Annotated in this window: 19 protein-coding genes and 1 pseudogene; 4 read left to right on the top strand and 16 right to left on the bottom strand. The window is 34.7% G+C overall.

The window, feature by feature from the left end; all coding sequences use genetic code 11:
- Positions 1-6: 6 nt before the first annotated feature.
- The 3 genes from rimI to pbp4 all read right to left on the bottom strand — a co-directional run bounded on the left by rimI (position 7) and on the right by pbp4 (position 3,410).
- Positions 7-561 (bottom strand): ribosomal protein S18-alanine N-acetyltransferase, encoded by a 555-nt coding sequence (gene rimI, locus IGJ90_RS10145; RefSeq protein ID WP_002387121.1) that lies wholly within the window; start codon positions 559-561, stop codon positions 7-9.
- On the bottom strand, positions 533-1,252 hold the full coding sequence (gene tsaB / locus IGJ90_RS10150) for a tRNA (adenosine(37)-N6)-threonylcarbamoyltransferase complex dimerization subunit type 1 TsaB (RefSeq protein ID WP_002367083.1): 720 nt from the start codon (positions 1,250-1,252) through the stop codon (positions 533-535). Before tsaB ends, rimI begins: the two co-directional genes overlap by 29 nt.
- Before the next feature lie 115 nt (positions 1,253-1,367).
- Positions 1,368-3,410 (bottom strand): penicillin-binding protein PBP4(5), encoded by a 2,043-nt coding sequence (pbp4, locus tag IGJ90_RS10155; protein ID WP_002367084.1) that lies wholly within the window; start codon positions 3,408-3,410, stop codon positions 1,368-1,370.
- Between the two features lie 207 nt (positions 3,411-3,617).
- Here pbp4 and IGJ90_RS10160 point away from each other — a divergent pair, with 207 nt between their 5' ends.
- The 4 genes from IGJ90_RS10160 to IGJ90_RS10175 all read left to right on the top strand — a co-directional run bounded on the left by IGJ90_RS10160 (position 3,618) and on the right by IGJ90_RS10175 (position 7,871).
- Positions 3,618-4,850, top strand: coding sequence for an SPFH domain-containing protein (locus tag IGJ90_RS10160; RefSeq protein WP_002367085.1), 1,233 nt, complete (start codon positions 3,618-3,620; stop codon positions 4,848-4,850).
- Positions 4,851-4,953: 103 nt separating this feature from the next.
- Positions 4,954-6,099, top strand: coding sequence for a hypothetical protein (locus IGJ90_RS10165; RefSeq protein WP_002356655.1), 1,146 nt, complete (start codon positions 4,954-4,956; stop codon positions 6,097-6,099).
- The gene (locus IGJ90_RS10170; protein WP_104659727.1) at positions 6,096-6,905 is read left to right on the top strand and encodes a TPM domain-containing protein; all 810 of its coding nucleotides are present in this window, start codon (positions 6,096-6,098) and stop codon (positions 6,903-6,905) included. The genes IGJ90_RS10165 and IGJ90_RS10170 overlap by 4 nt, the downstream gene beginning before the upstream one ends.
- Before the next feature lie 222 nt (positions 6,906-7,127).
- The gene (locus IGJ90_RS10175; protein WP_002367089.1) at positions 7,128-7,871 is read left to right on the top strand and encodes a DUF3862 domain-containing protein; all 744 of its coding nucleotides are present in this window, start codon (positions 7,128-7,130) and stop codon (positions 7,869-7,871) included.
- Positions 7,872-8,231: 360 nt separating this feature from the next.
- Here IGJ90_RS10175 and IGJ90_RS10180 read toward each other — a convergent pair whose 3' ends face one another.
- The 13 genes and pseudogenes from IGJ90_RS10180 to IGJ90_RS10240 all read right to left on the bottom strand — a co-directional run bounded on the left by IGJ90_RS10180 (position 8,232) and on the right by IGJ90_RS10240 (position 24,640).
- On the bottom strand, positions 8,232-8,963 hold the full coding sequence (locus tag IGJ90_RS10180) for an HAD family hydrolase (protein WP_002367092.1): 732 nt from the start codon (positions 8,961-8,963) through the stop codon (positions 8,232-8,234).
- Positions 8,964-9,151: 188 nt separating this feature from the next.
- Positions 9,152-10,554, bottom strand: a pseudogene (locus IGJ90_RS10185) (IS3 family transposase).
- A gap of 73 nt (positions 10,555-10,627) precedes the next feature.
- Positions 10,628-10,855 carry a hypothetical protein gene (locus IGJ90_RS10190; protein WP_002362220.1) on the bottom strand — a complete coding sequence of 76 codons (228 nt, stop codon included), beginning with the start codon at positions 10,853-10,855 and terminating at the stop codon, positions 10,628-10,630.
- An 87-nt stretch (positions 10,856-10,942) separates the two neighbouring features.
- Positions 10,943-11,593 (bottom strand): diphthine--ammonia ligase, encoded by a 651-nt coding sequence (locus IGJ90_RS10195; RefSeq protein ID WP_002367094.1) that lies wholly within the window; start codon positions 11,591-11,593, stop codon positions 10,943-10,945.
- Positions 11,594-12,255: 662 nt separating this feature from the next.
- Complete coding sequence (locus tag IGJ90_RS10200; protein ID WP_002367095.1) at positions 12,256-13,068, bottom strand: ABC transporter permease; 813 nt, start codon at positions 13,066-13,068, stop codon at positions 12,256-12,258.
- On the bottom strand, positions 13,068-14,453 hold the full coding sequence (locus IGJ90_RS10205) for an ATP-binding cassette domain-containing protein (protein ID WP_002391973.1): 1,386 nt from the start codon (positions 14,451-14,453) through the stop codon (positions 13,068-13,070). Before IGJ90_RS10205 ends, IGJ90_RS10200 begins: the two co-directional genes overlap by 1 nt.
- Entirely contained in the window at positions 14,437-15,576 is a 1,140-nt protein-coding gene (gene glf, locus IGJ90_RS10210) for a UDP-galactopyranose mutase (RefSeq protein ID WP_002367098.1), read from the bottom strand. Before glf ends, IGJ90_RS10205 begins: the two co-directional genes overlap by 17 nt.
- A gap of 58 nt (positions 15,577-15,634) precedes the next feature.
- Positions 15,635-16,033: a lipoprotein CpsH gene (gene cpsH, locus IGJ90_RS10215; protein WP_002382696.1), complete on the bottom strand. Its 399-nt coding sequence runs from the start codon at positions 16,031-16,033 to the stop codon at positions 15,635-15,637.
- Positions 16,034-16,050: 17 nt separating this feature from the next.
- A complete protein-coding gene (murB, locus tag IGJ90_RS10220) occupies positions 16,051-18,504 on the bottom strand; it encodes a UDP-N-acetylmuramate dehydrogenase (protein WP_025186665.1) in 2,454 nt (817 codons plus the stop codon).
- 26 nt (positions 18,505-18,530) lie between these two features.
- The gene (cpsF, locus tag IGJ90_RS10225; RefSeq protein ID WP_002367100.1) at positions 18,531-19,382 is read right to left on the bottom strand and encodes a casular polysaccharide biosynthesis protein CpsF; all 852 of its coding nucleotides are present in this window, start codon (positions 19,380-19,382) and stop codon (positions 18,531-18,533) included.
- Between the two features lie 23 nt (positions 19,383-19,405).
- Complete coding sequence (locus IGJ90_RS10230) at positions 19,406-21,916, bottom strand: glycosyltransferase family 2 protein (protein ID WP_025186666.1); 2,511 nt, start codon at positions 21,914-21,916, stop codon at positions 19,406-19,408.
- Positions 21,917-21,985: 69 nt separating this feature from the next.
- A complete protein-coding gene (locus IGJ90_RS10235) occupies positions 21,986-23,452 on the bottom strand; it encodes a glycosyltransferase family A protein (protein ID WP_002367102.1) in 1,467 nt (488 codons plus the stop codon).
- Positions 23,453-23,470: 18 nt separating this feature from the next.
- Positions 23,471-24,640, bottom strand: a complete 1,170-nt coding sequence (locus tag IGJ90_RS10240) for a CDP-glycerol glycerophosphotransferase family protein (protein WP_002367103.1) — start codon at positions 24,638-24,640, stop codon at positions 23,471-23,473.
- Between the last annotated feature and the right edge of the window lie 181 nt (positions 24,641-24,821).

Raw genomic sequence — 24,821 nt, forward strand, 5'->3', positions numbered from 1 at the left:
TTTTCTTCACTCTTCTTTTAAATCAATTATCATTTCTAATGCGTCTTCATTATTTTCGTCATAATAGCCTTTTTTCACCGTTTGTGAGACAAAGCCAATTTTTCGATACAAACGTTGGGCTTTAACATTACTCATTCGTACTTCTAGCGATAAGGTTTCACAACGATTTTTCTTGGCAAAAATTCGCGTTTCTTCTATTAAAGAACGACCTAAACCTAAGCCTTGGTATGCTGTATGGACAGCGACATTCGTAATGTGTGCATCCGTTCCTTGAATCCGACAGCCAATAAAGCCAACTGTTTTTCCGTTAATTGCCGCTAACAAATAGAGATGCGGCGCTTTTGAGCCAAGTTCTGCCATGAAAGCAGACATCGTCCAAGGAAGTTCCCCAGCGTAAACTTCACGTTCAATTGCTAGTAAATCCTTAATATCTTGGTAGGTGATTTCACGCAATTGAAATTCTTGCTGGTTCATTGCAATGGTTTTAGTTATATACCGTTGCCGTCTTTTTGTAAAGTATTTTGTCACAAAATTAAAGTTTTTCCACATAGCTTTCTCCATTAGGCGTGTGTGTCTTCAACCAATTTTCTTCCGCTTCTACTTTTTTCAAATACGCAGGTAAGAACCCATGAACATTTTCAACAGGTTCAGCCACACTGCCTAACGCAGCCAAAACTGCGGCATTAGGAATTTGCCATTGCGGGACATCACAAATTTCCCCATGAGGAATGATTTGAGCTATTTCTTCAGTGAATTTTTCAACATCTTCACCAACAAAAAAAAGATTTGGTTCATTTTTTAGTTGTTCTAATAACTCCCGCAGTGAAATATGTTGGTCCGGTAACTCATTTTGCCACACGCCATTGATAAACCGATAAGCACCAGCATAGACGTTTTTACGACGCGCATCAAAAAGAGGCACAATTAAACCGGTTTGTCCAACACAATTGGCAGCTAACGTTTGTAGACTGGAAATGCCTACTAGCTCTTTCTTTAAAGTATAGGCCAATGTTTTGGCAGTCGTCACGCCTAAACGTAAGCCAGTGTATGATCCAGGTCCTTCTGCTACGACAAAACGATCAATTGCCGTTGGCGCCAAGTTCAATTGGCTCATCAAATAGTCAATTGCCGGCATTAATGTTAAGCTATGATTTCTTTTAACCGTTGCTGTATAACTTCCCAGAATTTTTTGATTTTCACACACAGCAATACTCAATGTTTGGTTAGATGTATCTATTGCTAAAATTCGCACACGAATCCCTTTCCTTCTACAATTTAGTCGCTTCATTGTAGCACACTTTCCTTTTTCTAAAAAGGGAAAACGAGGTTTCTTTTTACAGAAACCTCGTTTCGTTCATTTTCTCTTTTTATTTAATGGTTGCTTCTAAGTAATCAATTAATGGTTTACTGATATCTGTTGCAGAACCATTTTCTCCTGAATTTTCAACCATAATCATTGTTAAGAATTTATTGTTACTACGATCTAACGTTAGAAGGAAACTGTTTTCTTTGCCATCTGTATCTTGTTTATCTTTTATTTCAGCTGTTCCTGTTTTAGCAGCCAATGAGAAGTTCGGATTGTACATATTATAAACATAACCTGAAGGATCTTCCACACTACCTAAAAGATCTGTGGCAATTGTATTCGCTGCGTTGGCGCTGATTACATTGTCTTTTTTCTTCGTTTCTTTGTCTAAAACTAGTTTTGGATAGACTAGTGTTCCATTATTTTGGAAAACACTATACATGGTAGCTTGCTGGATTGGCGAAATTAACAATTGACCTTGACCATAGCCCGTATCTGCTAAAAGAATTTCAGAATTAAATTTATCTTCATTTGAAATTTGAGCAGGCGTCATGGCAATTGGTAAATCTAGTTCCTCACCGAAAATGAATTTATTAAGACCCGCTCTAAATTTGTCTTCTCCCATCCGTAATGTTTGTTGGGCAAAATAAATATTATCTGAATTAACTAAAGCGGTACGCAGATTGACTGGACTTGCTTCTTTTACACGTGTCGCAAAATAGCCGCCCCAAGATTTATCTTTTTGCCATTTCAAGCCATTAATTTCTAGCTCTTCATCTGGCTTCAATGTCCCTGCATCTAAACCAATGGCACCGGTAATTGTTTTAAAGGTAGAGCCTGGTGCATAACCTGTCGCAAAACGTGCTGTGAATGGTAAATCTTTGTTGTTATTGTAAGCATCATATTCTTTTTGAGAAATGCCATTGGCCATTTTATTAGGATCATACGAAGGTGAACTAACCGTTGCTAATAAATCGCCTTTTTGAGGATCGGTAATGACCGCACTACCAGGGCGTTTGTCAAATATAGCGAAGGCTTGTTGTTGTACGCCACTGTCAATCGTTAATTTAATCGTTTGACCATCTTTTTTCTCTTTGGTTTGTAAAGCTTTTTTGACATTCTCTTTGTCATCTAAAATAACTAGTGAGCCACCATCTTGCCCTCTTAATTCTTTATCAAACGCTCGTTCTAAGCCAGTTTTACCAATTACGCCCGTACTACTTAACTCTGGATTTTTTTCAATATCTTCTGCAGTAATGGTGCCCGTATACCCGATTAATTGCGCAGCTGCTTCCCCCAGCGGATAATAACGTGACTCTGTGCCTTTTGTCGCAGCCCCTGTTGGTAATTCTGTCACTGGTTCAGAAGCAACTGTGATTGGTACAAAGGAGTCTGCTTGGACCCATCCTTGGCTTAACTTTTGATTGATTTCATCAACAGAAACGCCGAACTTATCACTAAAAGCTTTGATATTGGCTGTTTTTTCTGCGCCAGAACCGAGTTTGCCAGGTACTACGCCCACTTCGTCAAACACTTTGTTAATTGCTAGCCCACTACCATTACGATCGACAATTTCTCCACGTTTGGCATTATCTACTTGAATCGAAATTTTATCATTTCCTGACATATCTGGAAAAATTAAAGACGGCTTCCAAGCGATTTGGTAGGTATCGCCTTTCTTGGCGATACTTGATTGATAAGACAAATCTTTCATTTCGCCTAAAGGAGTGCTCATCGATAATTTATAGGTAAATGTGTATTGATTGTCTTTCGCCTTTTTGACTTGAACATCACTAGCTTTGACTCCTTCTGCTTGAATCCCTGAATAAATTGCTTGGTATTTTTCAACAACAGATTTAGTATCATAGCCATTTTTCTTTAAGCTAGCTTCTTGAACAACGGACGGTAACTTATCAAATTCCTGTTTTGACAATACGTTTAAAAATGTAGTAGCTGTTTTCTTCGCTTCGGCTAATTCTTGTTTGGCTTGCCATTGACTATAAGCATAATACCCGCCACCGGCAGCAGCGATTAGAACCAAGGCAGAAACACCAAGAATAAGTGGTTTTTTTGAAGATTTTTTATTACGATTGCTTCGTTCCATTCAATAATCCCCTAACTATATAATATGTCTTTTCTTCTATTATACGTAACTTTTTTTAAAATGCTTGTGTTTCACCTATACTTTTTTTAATTTCTTAATAAAGTTTGATCAATTTTTTCCATTTCATCAGGCTTTCGTTGGATTTCTCTGCATTCATTGTGTGGTATACTAGCTGTAACAATTAGTTTTTTATTAGGAGGAATGAACATGGGACTTATTAAAGCAGCAACAAGTTCAGTTGGCGGTGGCTTGGCCGATCAATGGCTAGAGGTTATTGAACCTGATAATATGGGGGACACAACCGTCATGACAAAAGGTATTTTTGTACGTAAAGATGATAAACGTGGTTCTAATCGTAAAGGAACGGACGATGTTTTAACAGATGGATCTGTTGTACATGTCTATCCCAACATGATGATGCTTCTTGTCGATGGTGGCAAAATCATCGATTACACTGCTGAAGAAGGCTATTATACAGTCAAAAATGATTCTGCGCCTTCAATGTTTAACGGTTCTTTAAAAGATGCGATTGCAGAGACCTTCAGTCGTTTCAAATTTGGTGGCGTAACTCCACAAAAACAACAAGTTTTTTATATTAATTTGCAAGAAATTAAAGGCATTAAATTTGGAACACCTGCGCCATTAAACTATTTTGATAATTTTTATAATGCCGAACTTTTCTTACGTGCACACGGAAATTACTCAATTAAAATTACAGATCCTTTGCTATTTTATACTAATGCGATTCCTAAAAACCAAACGCAAGTAGATATTAATGATATTAATGAACAATATTTGGCAGAGTTCATTACAGCATTGCAAGCAGCAATCAATCAAATGTCTGCTGATGGGCAACGTATTTCTTACGTTCCCTCAAAAAGTGTTGAATTAAGCAAATATATGCAAACTGCGCTTGACGAGGATTGGCGCACCAATCGCGGCATGGAAATTGTTTCTGTAGCAGTTGCGAGCATTTCTTATACAGATGATTCAACTAAATTAATCAACATGCGAAATGAAGGAGCTATGCTCAGCGATCCAGGTGTTCGCGAAGGCTATGTTCAAGGTTCCTTGGCTCGTGGTATGGAGGCTGCTGGTAAAAATGAAGGTGGCGCAATGAGCGGCTTTATGGGCGTTGGTATGGGCATGAATGCGAATGGCAACTACTTTGCGCAAGCATCTCAAACAAACCAACAACAAATGCAAGAAAAACAAAACCAGCAAAATGCACAAGGGGCTACAGACACTTGGACTTGCCCACAATGTGGGACTGAAAACACTGGGAAGTTTTGTTCAAACTGTGGTACACCAAAACCAACAAACGAAAAACCAAAATTAGAAATGAAATGTAGTGAATGTAGCGAAATTGTTGACTTAAGTAATGGTATTCCTAAGTTCTGTCCACATTGTGGTAAACCATTCCAAGGGGTTCCTTTATAAGCAAGTAGTGAACAATTAAAGAAAAGGGTCAGGCACAAGTCTACCCTTTTTCTTTGAATCAGATTCCTGTTATTTACTCACTCTATTAGAAAGGACGGTTGCAATGGAAACAACATTTACCCATAAATGCCCCAACTGTGGCGGCCCGCTCTTATTTAATCCCAAAGATCAAAAATTTCATTGTGAATATTGTTTAAATATTTACACGGAAGAAGAAGTGACTCGTTATGAGCAACAGCAACATGAGGCGCATTTAGAGAATCCCTCAACAACGACTGCCGAGGAAAATTTGACTTTCACGGCGGAAGAAGAATCCTCCGCTACGCAACAAACAGAGACCACTGAGAATGAAGCAGCTGCAGATGCAGGCACAATGGAAATTTTTAATTGTCCAAGCTGTGGCGCTCAAATTGTCACCGATGCAACAACGGCAGCCACATACTGTTATTATTGCCATAATCCAGTTGTCTTGGCTGGTCGATTAAGTGGCGAATTTTTACCAGAAAACGTCTTACCCTTTACAATTGAAAAAGACGAAGCGATTGAAAAATTTCTCGCTTGGACCAAGAAAAAATGGTTCATTCCTCGAGATTTTTTCAGCAAAAATCAAATCGATAAATTAACTGGGGTTTACTTCCCCTATTGGGTCGTTGATGCAGAAGTCGACGGACAACTGCAAGCTACTGGCACAAGTATTCGCATTTGGCGCGTAGGTGATATTGAATACACCGAAACAAAACGTTTCAATGTGGGACGTTCAGGAAAATTATCGTTTAAAGAATTAGTTAAAAATGCCTTGTCAAAAAACGTCCAACAAAAAATGGTGGAAGGCGTTCAACCATTTTTAATTGATCAAGCAGTGCCTTTCAAAAGCCAATACCTAGCAGGTTTTCAAGCAGAAAAACGCGATATTGAATATGAAGCAATCAAAAAACACGTCCAACAAGAATTACAAGATTATTCGGAATCATTGTTACGGGACTCTGCTTCTGGTTATACTACGTTGACAAATGTTCGCACGGATATTTCTCTAAACCAAGAAAATAATCACTATATGCTTTTGCCAATTTGGTTAGTCACCTATCGCAGTCAGGAACAATCAAAAAAAGTTTATTATTATGCCATGAATGGACAAACAGGTAAAGTAAGCGGTGTACTTCCAATTAGTTACACTCGTTTAGGACTAGCAACGTTAGGCATTTTCGCTGGACTCTTAGCACTCTTTTTATTAGGAGGTTATTTCCTATGAAAAAACGACTTTTACCTATTTTTTTCCTAATACTTCTTGCCTTTGGCCTTGCCCTACCCGTTTCGGCGGCTGAAAATTCAATTGATGATGGTGCACAATTACTGACACCTGATCAAATCAACCAACTAAAGCAAGAGATACAACCTTTAGAAGAAAAAACAAAAGCCTCTGTCTTTATTGTGACCACAAATAATAATACCTATGGCGATGAACAAGAATATGCAGATCATTATCTTTTAAATAAAGTTGGCAAGGACCAAAATGCGATTCTTTTTCTCATTGATATGGACTTACGGAAAATCTACATCTCTACTTCTGGAAACATGATTGATTATATGACAGATGCGCGAATTGATGATACCTTAGATAAAATATGGGATAATATGAGTCAAGGAAATTATTTCGCGGCTGCTCAAACCTTTGTTCAGGAAACTCAAGCATTTGTTGATAAAGGGGTTCCTGGGGGGCACTATCGTGTGGATAGCGAAACAGGTAAAATTACCCGTTATAAAGTCATCACCCCGTTGGAAATGGTAATTGCTTTTGCTGCTGCGCTGATACTCAGTTTGGTCTTCTTAGGCATCAATATTTCTAAATATCAATTAAAATTTTCAAGTTATCAATATCCCTTTAGGGAAAAAACAACTTTAAACTTAACCTCCCGCACAGATCAGTTAACCAATTCTTTTATCACTACTCGTCGTATTCCTAAAAACAATGGCGGCAGTGGCGGAATGGGCGGTGGTGGCAGCACCACCCACTCAACTGGCGGCGGCACATTCGGTGGCGGCGGTCGAAGTTTTTAGATTTTTTATCTTTTTTAATTATTTCATAAAAATAATGGTGTTATTTTTATGAAATAATGATAAAATAAGTATACTGTGGTGTGTTATTTTTACACATGGCGGTATACTTATTTTCATTTAAACTAAGTGATTTGTAGTCCAAAGTTATTTAATTGGGGATTGTTTTCAACTATTTAGTAAGCGCTACAAATCATTAACTAAACTATGGGAGGGAAAGTGAAAATGAAAAAAAATGATTCAAATGAAGGAAAAGTAAAAAAACCATTTTATAAGAAAATTTGGTTTTGGGTTGTAGTAGTTATTGTACTGGGGATTGCTGGTAGTGGTCTTGGCAAAGAGGATAAAAAAGCAAGCAATGATACCAAAGAAGTGAAAACAGAAGCCTCTTCTTCAAAAGCTACGAATAGTTCAAAAAATGATACAAAAAAAGAAAGCTCTGAAAAGAAATCAGAAGATAAATCGAAAGATAACTCTGATTTAAAAGCAACTTACGATAAAATTAATGTCGGTGATATTATGAACAGCAGCGAAGGCGGTTCTACAGAAGATGAAGTAAAAGCAATTTTAGGTGAACCAGCCTCTTCTTCTACAACAGATATCCAAGGCATCTCTACCACTACTCTATCTTGGACAAATGTCAAGGGTGGTGATCTTCTTGCATCTATTACTGTTTCATTCTCTGATGGCAAAGCAGCGAGCAAATCTGTAAGTGGCTTGAAGGTTGCAAAACATGATAAAGTTACTGCAGACCAAGTAAATAACATTGCTACTGATGGTTCATATTCTGAAGAACAAGCTAGAAAAGATTTAGGGGATCCAACAGGGATTACTTCTACAAATATCAATGGTGAAAAAAATGATACTTTAATCTGGATGAAAAACTTAGATGGTGATTTAGGTGCTACTGTTACGGTTTCTTTTTCTAATGGAAATGCAATTTCTAAATCAAGTTCAGGATTAAAATAAGAAAAACTTGTCATTGTAAAATATTAACAACGAAGTCAGGACAGAAGTGTTTAACTCCGAGCACCACGTAGGTAAGGATTAAGATATCCCGAACACTTGTGTGAGAAAGTCACTTTCGGCTTATTTCCGAAAGTGTTGCTTCTGTTCCCGCCGTTTATCAGTTTTTGAGCGTGGGACAAAAATCCAAAGTGATTTTTGTCCCACGCTCGTTTTCTATTTTAGTTGTAATTTTTTTCTTATTGAACAAAAATCTGTGAGCTGAAATTATAAAACCTATGAACATCATGGTATTTTATTGAAATACACTAGTATGCTTGCTTAGATACTCGAATAAAAGAAACGTTTTTCACAATACATATATCAAAAATAATAGATTTTTTTCTTCTTGGTATTTTCCAATAATTCTTGATAAGGTATTTCATGGATATCACGGAAATAGGCTACTTCAAACTTTTCAAAATCAGTTGACTGGCAGTTGCCTGTTAAAACACCAATTCCTGCTTTGCCATGACAAGTTCCCATGAAAACATCCACGAGCGAATCCCCCACCATAATTACTTCTGTCGACTTCAATTGACATGACTGACAAAAGGCTTGGAGCATGTCCGCATCTGGTTTCGGTAAGTAACGATCTCCTGTCGCAATAAAATCAAACATTTCTGTTAAACCAAGATATTCCATAATCAACATAGTCGCTGGCAAAGTATCTGAAGTTGCTAATCCAATTTTATAGTTCTTCCGTTTTAGCTCAAGAAATAACTGTTTTAAATCACCAATTGGTTCAATCTTTTTCAGATTTTTTCGTAAATAATCATAAAAAAATTGCTCCAGCCATCGACTGCTGATTCCCTGTTCGACTAATTCCTCAAATTGCGCCAATTCCTGATAAAGTTCCTGATAAAGTACTTCATCAAGTAAATGTTTTTGCAAAAAACGTTGCTCCTGAATAGCTAATGTCTTTTTTATTTCTGCTGAATGATGAGGGGCTAACATACTTAGTGTTTCAAAACAAGCTTGCAAACCTGCTTGCCAAAGAGTATCAAAACGAATACACGTACCATCTTTATCAAATAAAATTCCTCGATTTTCCATGAAAGAACACCTCAAAACGTTTACTTTGCTTCCTATTTGTTTCTTCAAGTATACTAATCATTTATTTGATTTTGATATTCTTTTTGTATCATTTGTGTAAAAAAATATAAAAAAGCAACGAATTTAGAAAAATGTAGCGACCCCAAAAAGTTAGACTTTTTATAGAGTGGATTTTTCCACTCTATTTTTTATGCAGTTTTTTGATTGAATTGTCGAAATTCTACTGGGCTTTTCCAGTTAAGTTTTTCCTTGATTCGGTGATGATTGTAATAATAAATGTAGTTCTCAATTGCTTCTATCAATTCATTTTGACTTTGATAGATTTTTCCATAGTACACTTCTTGTTTTAGGATACTGAAGAAATTCTCCATAGGAGAATTATCTAAACAGGTTCCTTTTCGAGACATACTTTGAAAGATATTGTTGTCCTTTAATGTTTGTATATAGACATTCATTTGATAAGCCCAGCCTTGATCAGAGTGAAAGGTGCGCCGATAGGGACAATCATTTGTTTGAGAAATTGCTTCTTTCAGACCTTCCATAATTGTTTTACCATTTGGTTGAGTAGAAAGGCTATAGCTTAGAATTTCACTATTATACATATCCATAAATGGATCTAAGTATAGTTTTTTCTGACGAAAGATGCCTGCGTTATCTGCTTCAAAGTACTTAAATTCAGTTGTATCAGTTGTAATTTTTTGATGAGGAACAGAGGTTTTAAATCGGCGACGAATCAAATTTTTAGCGATTTTACCAACGATTCCTTTATAGGAATTATATTTTCTGGATTTCTTAGTAAAAGCTTTGACTTGTAACTTTAACTTTTGTATTAATCGCTGGACTTTCTTTTTATTCACTTGAAATCCACGTCGTTTCAATTCTTGGGTTATCCTTCTATAGCCATAATGTTGATGTTTTTTACGAATCGCTTGAATCTCTTCTTCAATGATTTGTGTTGAAGCTGTTCTGTCGAGGCGTTTTTGCCAGTACATGTAAGTAGATTTTGGAAACCTTAGGGTTTCCAAAATATCTTTTAATCGAAAGTGTCTTCGGAGACTGTGAATGATTCGTGCGATTCGTTCATTTTTTGTTCGTCCTCTAAACGCAGTCTCCTCAATTCTTTTAAATAGGCATTCTCAATTTTTAACATTCTATTTTCTTTTTCTAGTTTCTCTACTTGAGATCGTTCACTTGGTAGTGGTTGGGGTTCATTTCGTTTCTTTTTAGACATGGTAGGTGGACGTCCTTTCTGTTTAGAGAGTCCCTCTATACCAAACTTCTGATACGCTCTAAGCCAATTCGCAATCAATGATGGATTGTTCATTTTTAGAAGATTAGCTACTTCTTGATAGGACAACTCTGTTGTTAAATATAACTCTATCGCATCTAGCTTAAATTGAACAGAGTAATTCTTATTTTTTCGACTGCGAAGTAGGCCTTCTTCACCAAGTTCTTTATAGGCATTTATCCATTTGCTTATTTGAGAACTATCTTTAAACCCATACTTCTTTGCGAGAAACCTTAGACCTCCTTGACCAGATAAGTAGTCATGAACAAGTTTAAGTTTAAATTCAAAACTGTATTTTGCCATACAAAAAAACCTCCAAAAGTTAGATTTCTAGGTCTAACTTTTGGGGGTCGGCTCAAAATTAGTTGCTTTTTTATTAATCAATCACTTTTTTCACTTTGAATTCTTTTGTTTCAGCAGACGGTTCTGTTTGATCAGCTAATTCAAATAAAATATGGGTACCATTTTCTTCATCTTCAACGATAATCAGTTTTCCTGGAATCTTTCGAGTATCTTTCGCAATTTGGGCTTCTTTAATTAATTCTTTTTGATCTCTTTTTGAAGCAAGGGCATTTCCTAAATTAAAAAAGACAGTTTCTTCCATAATTAACCACTCACTTTCTCTACTTTTCTTAAGTCAATTATAGCATATCCCTAGAAAAAGTGGCAGCTTGTGTCCTTTTACTTTCATTTAAGCATCAATAATCAAAGAATAAGCATAAGGACTTTCATAAATTCCTGAAGTATAATAATTGAGCCTCTTTTTAAATAGCGGGCCGTCAATTACCAACGTATGGTACTCCCCGTTTTCTCCGCAAATATCTAATTGATGCTCTTTAAGGTACGTGATAAATGTTTCATCTAACGGTTCTCCTAAAAATTTTATTGGAATGCCTGCCTCTTTGCTGACCGTTTTGATAATTGCTGTGTACCCTTTTGCCAAGAATTCTTTCACAAGTGCTTCGCGATTCTCCTGCCAAAGAGGTAATTGTGGCTCAAGCCCAGCACTTAATGCAACTTGGCGATCCCAAGCACCATTTTGTTCAATATCTATATCGCCAAAACAAACCGTTTCTGCACCTAATTTTTGGGTTTCCTGCAGTGCCTCAACCACTTTTTCTGTGTAATTTGTTTCATTGTTATGTGATATAACAAGTGGTAAATCTAACGCTTCGGCTGCTGCTTCTAAGACGGAGATTGGTATGCCGTGAAACCAAGAACGATTAATTTCATCACTTAATGTTGTCACTAACGCAACTGGCTGATTTCCTGCTTGTACCAATCGATCCATCGCCAATAAACAATCTTTACCAGAGCTATAACTTAAACAAAATTTTTTCATAACCGTTCCCTCTTTTCTCTATGACTATACCTCAAAACAATACATCCGTATACATATTTATTATTTAAGTATAACTAATACTGAATAGTTATTTGAATCAAAACATGGTATAAAATAGAGGTAAAGCAAGCTTTATTCACTTCTTTATATCTCTTTTCAACGGATGATCAGCTGGCGGAAACCAGCTGATCTTTTTTTCAAAAAACACAGCTATCTTTTGCAGTTTTCTTTTCCTCATGTTATAAAGAGATAGTAGGAAGCATTTATTCACTTCTTTACAAATCTATCTTAATCTTAGACAGTCGGCGGAAAACGGCTGTCTATTTATCTGGAAAAATTATGAACTCGTCAGCTAGTGGTCAGTTGACGAGTTTTATGTTATAATAATTAGAACACGAAAAATATTTTTAAACGAACCATTCAATTGTTTTGATGATTTTATTCAAAACTGGCGTGTCTAGAGAGATACAAGGATGTATTAGAGGCAGGGAATACATCGCTTAAATGAAAAATACTTGAATACTAGAAATAGTCTGATCCAACTTTAAAATAATAATATTGATTCGTTAGATAGCCTTCTCTTTAAAGAGAAGGCTATTGTCAATTAAAGAGTAAAACCACCGTATTCTTGTCAGTATACGGTGGTTTTACTTCTTCACATGTTACATATAATCAACAAATTTACTTCTGAACTTAACATGTAAATGAGCTCCTACGATAAATATTACTAATGTTGTTAGCCAAAAAACAACAAGCTGGGGCTTATCTTCAAAAAACCATCTTTTATAGAAAAATGTATCTCGAAATCCATTAATAATATATGCGTAAGGATTCAACATAAGAATTTTTGATAACCAAGACGGTAAATTCTTTGTACTCAAATCCCAAAAGACCCCTGACATATACATTAATACTTGGATAATAGAATTCAAGAAAATTTGATAATCCCTAATTAATGCAGCAATCGTTGAATTAATTAGACTAAAACTATATAAAAAGATAATCATCGCTACAATATAGTAAGGTAGCTGAATCCAATAAATAGAAATCTTTTCACCTGTCGAGATTGACACAATCGCTGTTAACGTAGTGAATGCAAAATAACTTGGTAACTCAGAAAATATTTTAACCATTGGCAATATACTTATTGGAAACTTCATTCTAGAGACCATGCCAACTTGCATATAAACAGAACTAGAAGCTTGTTTTGTTACTGTACTTAAAAAAATCCATGTACTTAATCCTACCATCAACCAAGCAATATAGGATACTCCTCCTTTTACGGTTCGAGCACCACCAAGGGCAATCCCAAAAGCAAAATAATAGACACCTAACTGAATTAAAGGACTTAAAATTTGCCATAAATTTCCTAAGATGTGGCTTTGATATAATGCTTTATTACTGTATTTAGCAATTCGTTGTGCAACGCCTAAGTATGAAAACTGTTCAGCTAAAATTAATTTTACCTCGCGCATTATTCAGTCACCTCTTTCAATTTCAACACTTGTCCAGGATAAATAGGTACCTCAATGATTTCTGGGTTCAAAGTTTGAAGTTGTTCTATAGTGAGTCCGTGATTTTCAGCAATCAAACTGACTGAATCTCCAACTTCCACAGTATACGTTGACACAGCTTGTTCACCATTATTATTTTCTGATGCGTTCGTTGAGCTAGACTGAACTTCTTCCTGCTGGCTAGATTCTTTTGTTGAAGCTGGTTTAGCTTTAGTTGTTTTCACAGCGTTTGTATCCTTCCCTGCTACTTTCTCGGGAACAAATATACGTTGAATTGTTTCCGCTGGATGAATGAAAGCTGTTGTTAATGAAATACCTTTTACAAAGGTAAGACTTACATAAAAAATCATACAAAGTAGCAAAATTAACAAGCTCTTCGTACCAAGAGTCATTTTATCTCCAATTTTATTTTTAGTAGTAAATTTTATGACTTCTTTAGTCGTCCGGCGACTGCCTACTTGTTGATTGGCTTTTTCAAGAATTGTTTCTTGAAGTTGTTCCAAAGAAAAATTTCTCTGTTTGGCCTTGCCATCTCTCTGATACGATTCTTTTTGCGGTTCAGTGAAATGATTATAACGGTGCAAGAAAGCACGATATTCCTTTAAAATATGCTTAGTTTCACCAAATGCACGTAGGTCACCATAATGCATCCAAGCGACACGATCACAAATTTGCTCTACTTGTTGAATAGAATGAGAGACAAAAAAGATAGTTTTGCCTTGCTCTTTAAATGCAAGCATTTTTTTTAAGCCTTTATTATAGAAGGTTTGATCTCCTACAGATAACGCTTCATCGATCACTAAAATATCTGGATTTTGATGAACCGCAATTGAAAAACCAAGCTTAGCACGCATACCGCTAGAATAAGTTTTAACAGGCTGGTCGATAAAAACGCCTAATTCTGAGAATTCAATAATATCATCGATTTTGGCATCAATTTCTTTATTCTTTTCCCCCAACATTAAACATTTCATTCGAATATTTTCTCGTCCTGTTAAATTATTATTTAGTCCTGCACCAATCGAAATAATTGAAACTTCACCATTTATTTCAAGTTCTCCTGACGTTTGAGGGGTGATGCCTGAAATAATATTTGATAAAGTGGATTTGCCTGAACCATTTAAACCAATAATACCAATTGTTTCTCCAGAATATACGTCGAGGCTAACACCTTTTAACGCCCAAAATGTGGGAACTTTGTTTTGAAAAATACTAAAAAGTGTCTTCAATTTGTCAATACGTGTTTGCGCTAAACTGTATTCTTTGGTAAGTAATTTTGTTCTAACTTTCAGTTCTTTTTCCATTTGTTCCTCCGAGTCTAACCGTTCACTAGTTGGCCATTTCACCAAATTCTTTAGCGACTGCTTTCAAAGCTGCTCCGAAAACTTGGTCCATATCATAGTATTGGTAATTGGCTAAACGTCCACCAAAAATAACTTTTTCTTGAGCGTTTGCTTTTTCTTTGTATTTTCTAAACAAAAGCGAATTTTTCTCATCATTAACAGGATAATACGCTTCTTTTGAACGATCCCAATCTTGTGGGTATTCTTTCGTCAAAATTGTTTTGTTTTCATCGGCCTGTTGATCAAAATGTCGCCATTCCATTATCCGTGTATAGGGGGTTTCCGCATCTGTATAATTAATTACGGCATTGCCTTGTGCATTGTTTGAATCTACTGTTTCATTTTCAAAACGTACTGAACGATATTCTAATTCACCATAAGAATAATCAAAGAATGCATCAATCATCCCTGTATAAACAATTTTTGGAAACTCTGATAAGTAAGTTTCTTTCTCTGCCAAAAAGTCTTTATTCAATTGAATATCAATTAATTCACTCTCTAACAATTTATCAAACATAGCTGTGTAACCGTCGACAGGTACGCCTTGATAGCGATGGTTAAAGTAATTATTATCAAAAGTAAAACGAGTTGGCAAACGGCGAATAATAAAACTTGGTAATTCCGTAGCCTTACGTCCCCACTGTTTTTCTGTATAGCCTTTAATTAATTTTTCATAGATATCCGTTCCTATCAAACGAATCGCTTGTTCTTCTAAATTTTTTGGAGCGCCTTTAATTCCAGCTGCCTCCCGCTGCTCTGAAATTTTTGCATGTGCTTCAGCTGGTGTTTTTACCCCCCACATTTGGTAGAACGTGTTCATATTGAATGGTAGGTTGTAGAGCTCCCCTTTGTAATTAGCAACTACTTGATTGATGTAGCCATTGAATTCCGTCAATTGATTGACATAAGACCATACTTCTTTATTGTCAGTATGAAAAATATGGGCACCATAGTCATGGACATTAATCCCGTTTTCTTTATGTGTATACATATTGCCACCAATATGAGCACGTTTCTCAATCACTAATACTTTTTTTCCTCGTTTAGCTGCTTCACAAGCAAACGTTGCCCCAAAAGGTCCCGAACCAACAATTAAATAGTCATAATTTTTCGTATTGTATTTCATTTACTAACTTCTCCTAACAAAGTTACTTTCAATTTATTTCAAACACCAAATGCATTATTTATTTTTTCACTAGAGTAGCCAATACTTTTTTCCCAACGCCTTCTTTTGTGTAAGAATATAAGTTGATTTTTTCGTTATCTTTTTCTATTTTATAAACTACAAGTGATTTCAAATTTTTTCCTTTTAAAATCACAATATTATCATTTGTAGTGGAAACATCATAAATACGTTTGCCATCCAGTGTCCACACATTATCTTTAACAACTAATGTTTTCCAATCCCAATTAGCTGTTACTTGATACTCTCCATTTGCAATCAAAGGTTGTTCTGAGTTAGTACTTTTGGAAATAGTTGTCTCTTGGTTTTCTGAATATTTTTTACTGATGTAATATCCTGACCAAAAACCACAACCGATACCAATTGCTAAAGACACAATTATCGTGATTATTTTCTTCATGTCACACACTCCTCTGTTTATTTAAAAGTTAAACTTGCTTCCCACATATTTGCACCTAAAATTCTCACTTCTGGTTTTAATAAAAATCCAGAAAATTCATAAACTTTTGCAATAATTAAATAAATTAATGCTTCATAGTCTTGAGCAGAGGCTTGTTCAACATTGATAAAGAAACCTGGATGTTTTTCAGATACTTTTACTCCGCCAATTCTAGTACCCACTAAGCCAGCTTGTTGAATTAATCGAGGCGCCCGTCCCCAAGTAAAAGTTGACCCATGATTTGGATGTGTTAGTGGGTGCATCCTTTCTCTAATTTCGACAGTTCCTACCATGTCATTTACCATATTTTCTAAATTACCTTCTGAAATCTGTAATTTAGTTTCTAGAATAATCCACTCAGGATGATCCATAAATGAACTATAGCGATGACTAAATTGAACATCTTCTTTATTTAAAACTTTAATTTCTCCATTTTCATCTACAATCGTAGCTTCAAGAAACATACTATTAATATCCTTAACTGTCCCAGCATTCATATAAACTGCGCCACCAATGGTTCCTGGAATATTATCTGCCCATTCTAAACCGCATTTCAAGTGTTCTAGTAGATAATAAGATGTTTCAATTAAACTTGCACCTGCCGAAACTGTTAAAACATTCCCCGTAATTTTACGATAATTCAAGGCAGTCATATTTAAAGTAATCCCACGGATACCACCATCACGGACTAAAATATTTGAACCTTTACCGATAACAGTTAAAGGAATCTGATTATTTTTAGCATATTTTACAATTAAAGCAACTTCTTCTATCGTTTTTGGAAAAATTAAAAGGTCTGCTGGACCACCAACAAAATTCGAAGCATATTCTTTTAATTCACGACCTACAAATAACTCTAAATCTGGTAATTCTTCTAAAAGATCTTGTTTCCACGAACGAATTCTCTCATTTTGCACAATTTTCATAATTAATTGTTTTCTTGTTAAAAGATTCTCGGGAATTGCTAATGCTTTTTTTTCTGTGCCTTGTTTCGGTTTAGGATTAGGTTTTTGTATCGGATGCAAATACATAACATGTTCGATTTTTTCATCTTTCACATATTTACCGACGATTCTAAAAGGACTGAACGTTTCCTTTCCCTTAAACTTTTCACGATTAAATCTTGTAGTGACTTCACGATGATTATTCATAAAAATTAATTCTTTATCTGTTAGCTTCCAAAAGCTTTCATTAGGATTGGAATTTTTTATCGTACCATTTGGCGATAAAACAATTGCTGCGGAAATCGGAACAGTTGTTTTAGCTCGATAAAAATCTAAAGGTTTATTGATAATATATCGTCTAAATTCATCATATACTTCGTCTTCATCTGGGCTAAATTTACTTGTCAACGCATCGGTTAACCACTTATCTGAAATCTCTTTTTCTCTAGCAATCTTTCCAGCGGTCTTTTGATAGTCAAGTGCTAAACTAATATTTTTATTTTCTTCAATTTCTTGTTTTGTGTTTTGCTCATAGACACGTCTAGTTTCGCCAAGCTCAAACAGGTTCATCAAGCTATTAAAGCGGTCAATTCCACGTTGTTCATTATAAAAAATTGAAAACGGTTTTTGGAAAATAGTCGCAAAAACAGTACCATGAAATGAATCAGTAATAATATATTTTGCTTCTCGATAAACAGATAAGAAATTTTCTGGTGTATCTTCAGAAACATATTCTACTGTATTAGGAAACGTTTTTTTCGCTAGTTCACGTCCTTTTAAAGGATTAGGCAAGACCACTAATTTCAGTCCCAATTTTTCTGCGATCGCTAGTGCTACACGAACTTTTTCCTTGTTAATATCCAAGAAAAAGACAGCCATATAATCTCCTGATTCTTGTCGTTTAAACGTAGCTTGATCAGCTAAAGAATCATATTCACTTCTTTCAACAAGATAGGTTGGATCCAAAGCCTGAATAACTTCTTCTTGAAAAATATCTTTCATAATTTGTACAGAAAAATCTTCTCTCATAGAAACATGATTAAACTGTGTAATATCTTTTTTGCGGTTTGCAACCCATTTGGGATCATATTTACTTGTATCTGCTTTTCCTAATGAAACAGAATAAGCAATTGTTTTATTACGAGGATAAACAAAATCTAAGAAATCATCGTCGTCTACCCAACCATTCCACGGATTCCACATTTGATCAGAGCCTAAAATAAAGGTATCTAGATTTTCTAAATCGTTCAATGTCGGTAACGTTTCTTTTGTTAATTGTTCAGTATAGGGCATATTATTTTTCTTAAAAAAATTATACGCTAAAGGCATCCATGCTCGAAAGTTACTTCTGTTTTTATAACCTAGTGGTCCATCAATCATAACCGTCTCGTACCCTTTATTCTGTACATACTTGTTTAGAGCATAGTATGTTAAGATTGATCCATAATTTTGGTTATACCACCAGCCCATAATTGCTGCTTTTTTCATTTTTCCGCTCCTACTTTCTCTGTTACTTAATCAAATAAATAATTATTTATTAACGCTAATTGTAAATGAATACTCTCCATTATCGTAAGGCCGTGTATACCAATTGTATTTTCAGAATCAATCATTAATTCTAATTTTTTCAAGGTAAAACCATTAGATAAGGGGTAAATTTTCTCATACATTTTTTTATTTGCTTCAGAAGCAATCACCGTAATGTTTTCTAATTCATAGTTTGACTGTTCCATCTTATCTTTTATTCGGTTTGAAAAATCCATTTCTACGAAATCAAACATTAACTGGCGATCTATTCTACCATCCGCGCTGTTTACCCAAGGCTCTCGATCAATTACTGGATCTACACTAACTGTTTTGTAATTACCTGTAATACCTAATAATAACGCTCCCGTTCCGCCTCTAGAGTTTCCATAGAAGATTATATCTTGATGCTTCAGTCCAAATTCTGTTTTCTTTGCTTCAATTAAATCCAAAATTTCTTGCTCAAATAATGTGTAATAGGATCCTGACACAAAGCCAACATCAGCTATTCTAAGAATGATGGTATTTTTTCGAACAGATTGAGACAGGGTATTCCATTGTCTCAATCCAAAATATCTTTCTTTGGCGCCAGAGTGTCCCACTCCATCCGCAGGAACAAAAAGTACTACCATCTTCTTACTTAGTAATTCATTAAATTCTGGGATTTGGATACTATAATGAATATTTCCAAATTTTTCCAGACCAATAGACAGAGTATCTAGAGCAACAAAATTAAGTTGATCATTTAAAATTCCATCAACTGTATAACCTTGTAATGCTTTTGCCTTTATCAATTCTTTCTCTTCAGGATGATTATCTAAAAAATTCCATAAATCGTTCATTTTTAATCTCCTTTAAAATCTTTCTATTTTAACAACCCTTTTGCTTTTTTAAGACTTTTTGATACAGCTTTTTTAATTGTTGTAGGTTCATTTCCTTCAATTTTATTGATAGGTGTTAATTCGTTACCAATACTTGTCATTGTATCTTGGATATAGCCTTGGTTTTGTCGAACGACACTAAAATGTGTTTCCCCTTCTCGAGAAGTCAAAATTCGAACATTGTAATCAAATGCTGCATATTTTTGAGTATAGCCCGCCCAAATTGTAAAAACATTGTCTACGAAAGTATAATACATATTTTCTTGTAGTAAGGTATAGCCTTTTTCCCACTCGGCTTGTAAAACAATCGATTTTAAAGTAGTACCTTCTTTTTTTATTAATAAAGATACTAATAAACTATCATGAATTATTTTTGTATTGTCACCCATATAAACGAAATCAATTACTCCGCTGGCATTGCTTGTATCGTTATCTGCAATAATAATTGAAAACATTTCAATTGCCGTCCCATTTCCCTGGGCTTTATCTTGTCCAAAAATTACTTTACCTCCACGCTCTTGAATATGAACATTCGGGATAATGAAGGTTTTTTTCATCCCAAAATCTTTATAAATATTTTGATATATTTCTAAATTGTATTGTAAAATATTTTGGATTCGAGTGATACGTTCTACTTGTTCTGGGTCATTAGAATATTTTTCTTTTTTCACTAAGTCTAGCCCTAATTGTTGGATATATTTCTCTTTTAATTCTTGATAGAAACGTTCTTTAAATGCTTGATCAACACGATTCATATCAAAAATAAACCAGTTTAATGTATTAATAATTTTTAAACGATATGCTTCAATCCGATTTGGAGCATGTTGTTTTAAGTACTCCAACATTTTGTCATGTAAATTGAACTCATCACGATAATTCATTCCGTACGTAGACATCAAACCATCTTGTCTAACAATTCGAGTCAGCAAATATTTGTTTAGTGCAACAATTTTTTCGGTACCTAATAATGCTGTATAAGTGAAATAAGCATCCTCGCCAACAAATTGTTCTAAGTTTACCAAGTTATTTTCTTTGATGTATTCTAATAAAAATAATTTATCATATAAATAAGGGGTTACTTCATCCAATGAAATTTCTTCACCAGACATACGTCCGCCATTAGTTAGTAATGGATTGTGAACAACGTGCACTTCTCCATTTGGTAACTTTTCTTTCATGCCAAATAACAGAATATCTGTTGCACTATCATATGCACGATAATAAGCGTCTTGTAATAAATTCACTTCAAAATGATCATCTGCATCTAAAAATTGTAAATACCGGCCTCGTGCCATCGAAATGCCCACATTTCTTGCGTGTCCAGGATTACTTTTACCAATAGAAATCCCCATAATTCTCGGATCTTTTACTGCAAATTCGTTAATAATATCCATTGTATTATCCGTAGAGCCATTCTCTACTAAAATGATTTCAATCTCACGTAAAGACTGCTCACAAACAGTTTCTAATGTTTGTCTTAAATATTTGGATGCATTGTGAATCGGCATGACAACACTAACTTTATACAGATTTTTCAAGTAGTCCTCATAATAAGCTACTGGATCATTCGCAATTTGATAAAATTGTTTGATATATTCAAAATCGATATCATTCAGCTGGTCTATTTCTATAGCTTGTTTAAAATCTACTGCCACTTCTTGAATCACTTCATAAACCGACTCGTCACGTAAATGGGTTAATTTTTCAATCGCCCAAAAGTATTTTTCGAACATTTGCTTATAAAAATAACCTTTGTAGCGTTCAAATTTATTTTGTTCAATTAAATTTGAACGAATTAGTTTAAATTGTTGAAACAAGAAAGGAACCTTTGTTGCCACATTATTTACTGTCGAATTCGGGTTGTCTTGTCTATAAAAATACAAACAATCTTTAATAAAAATAACATTCTGAGATGCTGAATTGATTTTCCAAAATAGACCAGTGTCCCCATAACTTTTAATTTCCTCATCCCAAGTTACGTTTTCTTTCTCAATCATACTTTTTTTATAAATAGCATTCCAAGGATAAACTTGTACAATTAAATCTGTCGTTTTTAAGTCAATCAATTGATTGTATTTATCGGGATATTGCCATAATATATCTCGCTCAACCTCTTCTTCAGAAGAAAATTCAACCCAATTACAACGGACAACATCTGCATGATGACTTTTAGCCGTATTGTATAAACGCTCATAGGCATGCAATGCTACATAATCGTCACTTTCAAATTCAGCAATATACTCACCTTTTGCTTCTGAAACACCCAAGTTAAAGGCTTTTCCAATTCCCCCATTTTTAACATTGAAAACGCGAAAACGTGGATCATCTTGTGCAATTTCTTCAATAATTTTTTGACTATTATCAGTAGAGCCATCATTAATAATTAAGAATTCAATTTCTTTCAATGTTTGGTTTTTCAAACTCATTAATGCCTCTTCTAAATAGGTTTCTACGTTATAGACGGGTACAATGACTGACACTTTCACATTTTCCATAAAACAAATTTCCCTCACTTATCATTTATAGTTGTATACTCAAAATATCCTGATTTAAACGGACAAAATTTAAGCAAAAAACTTACTAAAATCTTTAACCCCAATTTCTAAATAATTATCAAAAACTATCGTAAATCTACTTTCTTTATTTGAAAATTTTTCTGGCAACTCTACCTGATAACTAGTTTCACTAATTTTTTTAAACGCCAGCCTCTGTCTTGTTTCAAAAGGATTTTTCAGCTCTTTTATTTCAAATCCTGTAATTTTTTGGTGTGTATACACATTTAAAGAAAGCGTATTGCCTTCACGTTGCGTTGCTTCTGCATAAGCATTCATGCGAACTGCTGGGAATCGTTTCAATAATCTGGGATAATAATAACTTCTCTCTGTTTTTGAAACATAACCAAAGCGATTGACTAACACCCAACGAATGGACTGACATTGAATAAACCAATACAAACCATCAATATCGTTAGTTTGTAAAAATGTCCAAATGATTTGGCGCACATCACTTCTAAAATACGGACTAGGATCAAAATTTAATTCACCTAAATACTGATCCATCTGTACTTTAAAGTCTTGTAATCGCTTTTTACTAAATGGATACCCAGTATCCCTCCGAATACAAAAGTCATAAATTAGCCATTCTAAACGGCGTGCTAACATCCGTTCTTTAGACAAATCATCTGGAAACTGTTGATTGATATAACTTAACGCACGCAACCAAGAAAGCATAAATGTCCGATTAATTGATTTGCTTAAACTTTCATTATCTGCATCTCGATTTAAATAAGTCGTTAACCTTTCCCCTTGTGTAATGGTTTTTGAAAATCGCATGGCTTCATAAAAGAACAGCACATCATCAGCCACCCGTTGATTAACAAAGTGTAAATTATTATTGTGTATCAGTGAAGTTCTTAACATGATAGCTTGCGGTCCTAACCAACCATAAAATTCAGCTGGCAATTCTTGGATAGACCGATTTTTAAATGACCCATCCACATAATATGGCTTACTTTTTAACATTAAGTGGCCATCCGTACTCTGTATTAGACCAGAAACAGCAAAATCATCGTGAGAGTCATCTAGTAGATCTGATAAATATTTCAATGCATTTAAATCATACCAATCATCTGCATCTAAGAAGACACTATACTCACCACGTGCATTTACAATCCCTACGTTTCTTGGGCCGTGAGCGCCTCCAGTGTTTTCAAGTAGCTGATAAATTTCAATATTCGGATATCTTTCAAGATATGGCTCTATTACTTTTAACGAATGATCTGTGGAACAATCATCAATAAACATCACTTGCAATTGCTCGATCCCAATGGTTTGTTGAACAAGAGAATCCATCATCTTTTTAAGATATGGTGCATTATTGTAATTAGCAATAATGATTGAGACTTTAGGATTTTTTGATATTTTTTCTGAAGAAAACAGCTTAAATTGACTTAACTCCTTTTTCCACGTTTCAGTATCTAACATATATTGATACTCTTCATATTCTTTTTGGACTTCTTTTTGTTTTTCCAACCTACACCCTCCGGCTTTTTATCTCTTTAAAATTTCTGAAATCAGCTGTCTAGTGGCATCCTGATTTTCAAGGCAAAATTCACGAAAAAACTGCACATATAAACGTTGTTCCTGTTCCGTTTTAGAAAACAATACGTTTTTTACAGACGTTACTAGGCTATCCGTATCTGTCACAATTTTCCCAGGCAAAATTGCTGTTGGGTCAAAATAGAATCCCCTTGTACTATTTTGATACTTTTCCTTATCATACATAAAAAATAGCATCGGTTTTTTTGTTAATGCAAAATCAAACATAACCGATGAATAATCTGTAATTAATAAGTCAGCGATTAAATAAAGTTGATTGATATCTGGATAAGAAGAAACATCGATTACACGTGAACCAAATGCACTTATATCAAAACTTTCTGCAATTAAATAATGTAATCGTGTAAGTATTACAATAGAAGAATCAATTTCTAAAAGTTGTTCAACTGGCAAATGATTGGTAAAACGATAGGCTCCTTTTCGGATAGACTCATCATCGCGCCATGTTGGCGCATAGAGAATAATTTTTTTGTTAGCTGCAAGACCTAGCTGATTGCGAACAGAAAAAGCTATTTTGTCCTTATTTTCACAAACTAACAAATCATTTCTTGGATAACCTATTTCTAATATTTCCCCTTCATAATGAAAGGCTTGTCGAAACACTCTTGTACTGTATGCATTAGGTGAGATGAGATAATCCCAACGCTTTGCTTCTTGAATGACTTCTAGTTTATAGCTCTCTGTTTCATGCTCTGGCATTTTGACTGTTTCAATATCTAACCCCAGTTTCTTTAGAGGGGTCCCATGCCACGTCTGTATATAGATTGTTGTTTGATTCTTATACATCCAGGCTGGCATCCGTGTGTTAAAAACCCAATACTGAGCTCTTGGCATCAACCATAGCCATCTCCAACTTAATCGTTTGACGAAAGGAACATTCTCTTCCACAAAAGGTATCTCATATCCTTTTTTGACTGCCCAAATACATTGATATTCAGGACAGTTATCTCTTATGTACTCAAAAATTGCACGTGGATTATCACTATACTGTTTTCCATGAAAACTTTCAAAAATAAATAACTTCTTTTTAGGTAGTTTACCTAAAAAGAAAAAACAAGCTTTTATGGCTTGATGTATACTATTCTCTAAAAATTTTTTCATTGAATTAATCCTTTACATTAGATTATCAAAAATATAATCCTAATCTATAATTTTGTATGAAGAACGCGTTCACAAATCTCTAAATTATCTTCTCTTTACTTGCTTAAATTTATGAATAACTCTCACCACGATTGAACAAGCATGTAAAATACATTATTTTGCTTTTCTTCTTTTAAGTATA

The organism is Enterococcus sp. AZ129 (assembly GCF_051714505.1).
GTDB classification, from domain to species: domain Bacteria; phylum Bacillota; class Bacilli; order Lactobacillales; family Enterococcaceae; genus Enterococcus; species Enterococcus faecalis.

What these genes read in the sequence shown, in the direction of transcription:
- rimI (WP_002387121.1), bottom strand. Translation starts at nt 561, where the DNA reads ATGGAGAAAGCTATGTGGAAAAACTTTAATTTTGTGACAAAATACTTT.
- pbp4 (WP_002367084.1), bottom strand. Translation starts at nt 3,410, where the DNA reads ATGGAACGAAGCAATCGTAATAAAAAATCTTCAAAAAAACCACTTATT.
- IGJ90_RS10160 (WP_002367085.1), top strand. Translation starts at nt 3,618, where the DNA reads ATGGGACTTATTAAAGCAGCAACAAGTTCAGTTGGCGGTGGCTTGGCC.
- IGJ90_RS10165 (WP_002356655.1), top strand. Translation starts at nt 4,954, where the DNA reads ATGGAAACAACATTTACCCATAAATGCCCCAACTGTGGCGGCCCGCTC.
- IGJ90_RS10170 (WP_104659727.1), top strand. Translation starts at nt 6,096, where the DNA reads ATGAAAAAACGACTTTTACCTATTTTTTTCCTAATACTTCTTGCCTTT.
- IGJ90_RS10175 (WP_002367089.1), top strand. Translation starts at nt 7,128, where the DNA reads ATGAAAAAAAATGATTCAAATGAAGGAAAAGTAAAAAAACCATTTTAT.
- IGJ90_RS10180 (WP_002367092.1), bottom strand. Translation starts at nt 8,963, where the DNA reads ATGGAAAATCGAGGAATTTTATTTGATAAAGATGGTACGTGTATTCGT.
- IGJ90_RS10190 (WP_002362220.1), bottom strand. Translation starts at nt 10,855, where the DNA reads ATGGAAGAAACTGTCTTTTTTAATTTAGGAAATGCCCTTGCTTCAAAA.
- IGJ90_RS10195 (WP_002367094.1), bottom strand. Translation starts at nt 11,593, where the DNA reads ATGAAAAAATTTTGTTTAAGTTATAGCTCTGGTAAAGATTGTTTATTG.
- IGJ90_RS10200 (WP_002367095.1), bottom strand. Translation starts at nt 13,068, where the DNA reads ATGCGCGAGGTAAAATTAATTTTAGCTGAACAGTTTTCATACTTAGGC.
- glf (WP_002367098.1), bottom strand. Translation starts at nt 15,576, where the DNA reads ATGAAATACAATACGAAAAATTATGACTATTTAATTGTTGGTTCGGGA.
- cpsH (WP_002382696.1), bottom strand. Translation starts at nt 16,033, where the DNA reads ATGAAGAAAATAATCACGATAATTGTGTCTTTAGCAATTGGTATCGGT.
- murB (WP_025186665.1), bottom strand. Translation starts at nt 18,504, where the DNA reads ATGAAAAAAGCAGCAATTATGGGCTGGTGGTATAACCAAAATTATGGA.
- cpsF (WP_002367100.1), bottom strand. Translation starts at nt 19,382, where the DNA reads ATGAACGATTTATGGAATTTTTTAGATAATCATCCTGAAGAGAAAGAA.
- IGJ90_RS10230 (WP_025186666.1), bottom strand. Translation starts at nt 21,916, where the DNA reads ATGGAAAATGTGAAAGTGTCAGTCATTGTACCCGTCTATAACGTAGAA.
- IGJ90_RS10240 (WP_002367103.1), bottom strand. Translation starts at nt 24,640, where the DNA reads ATGAAAAAATTTTTAGAGAATAGTATACATCAAGCCATAAAAGCTTGT.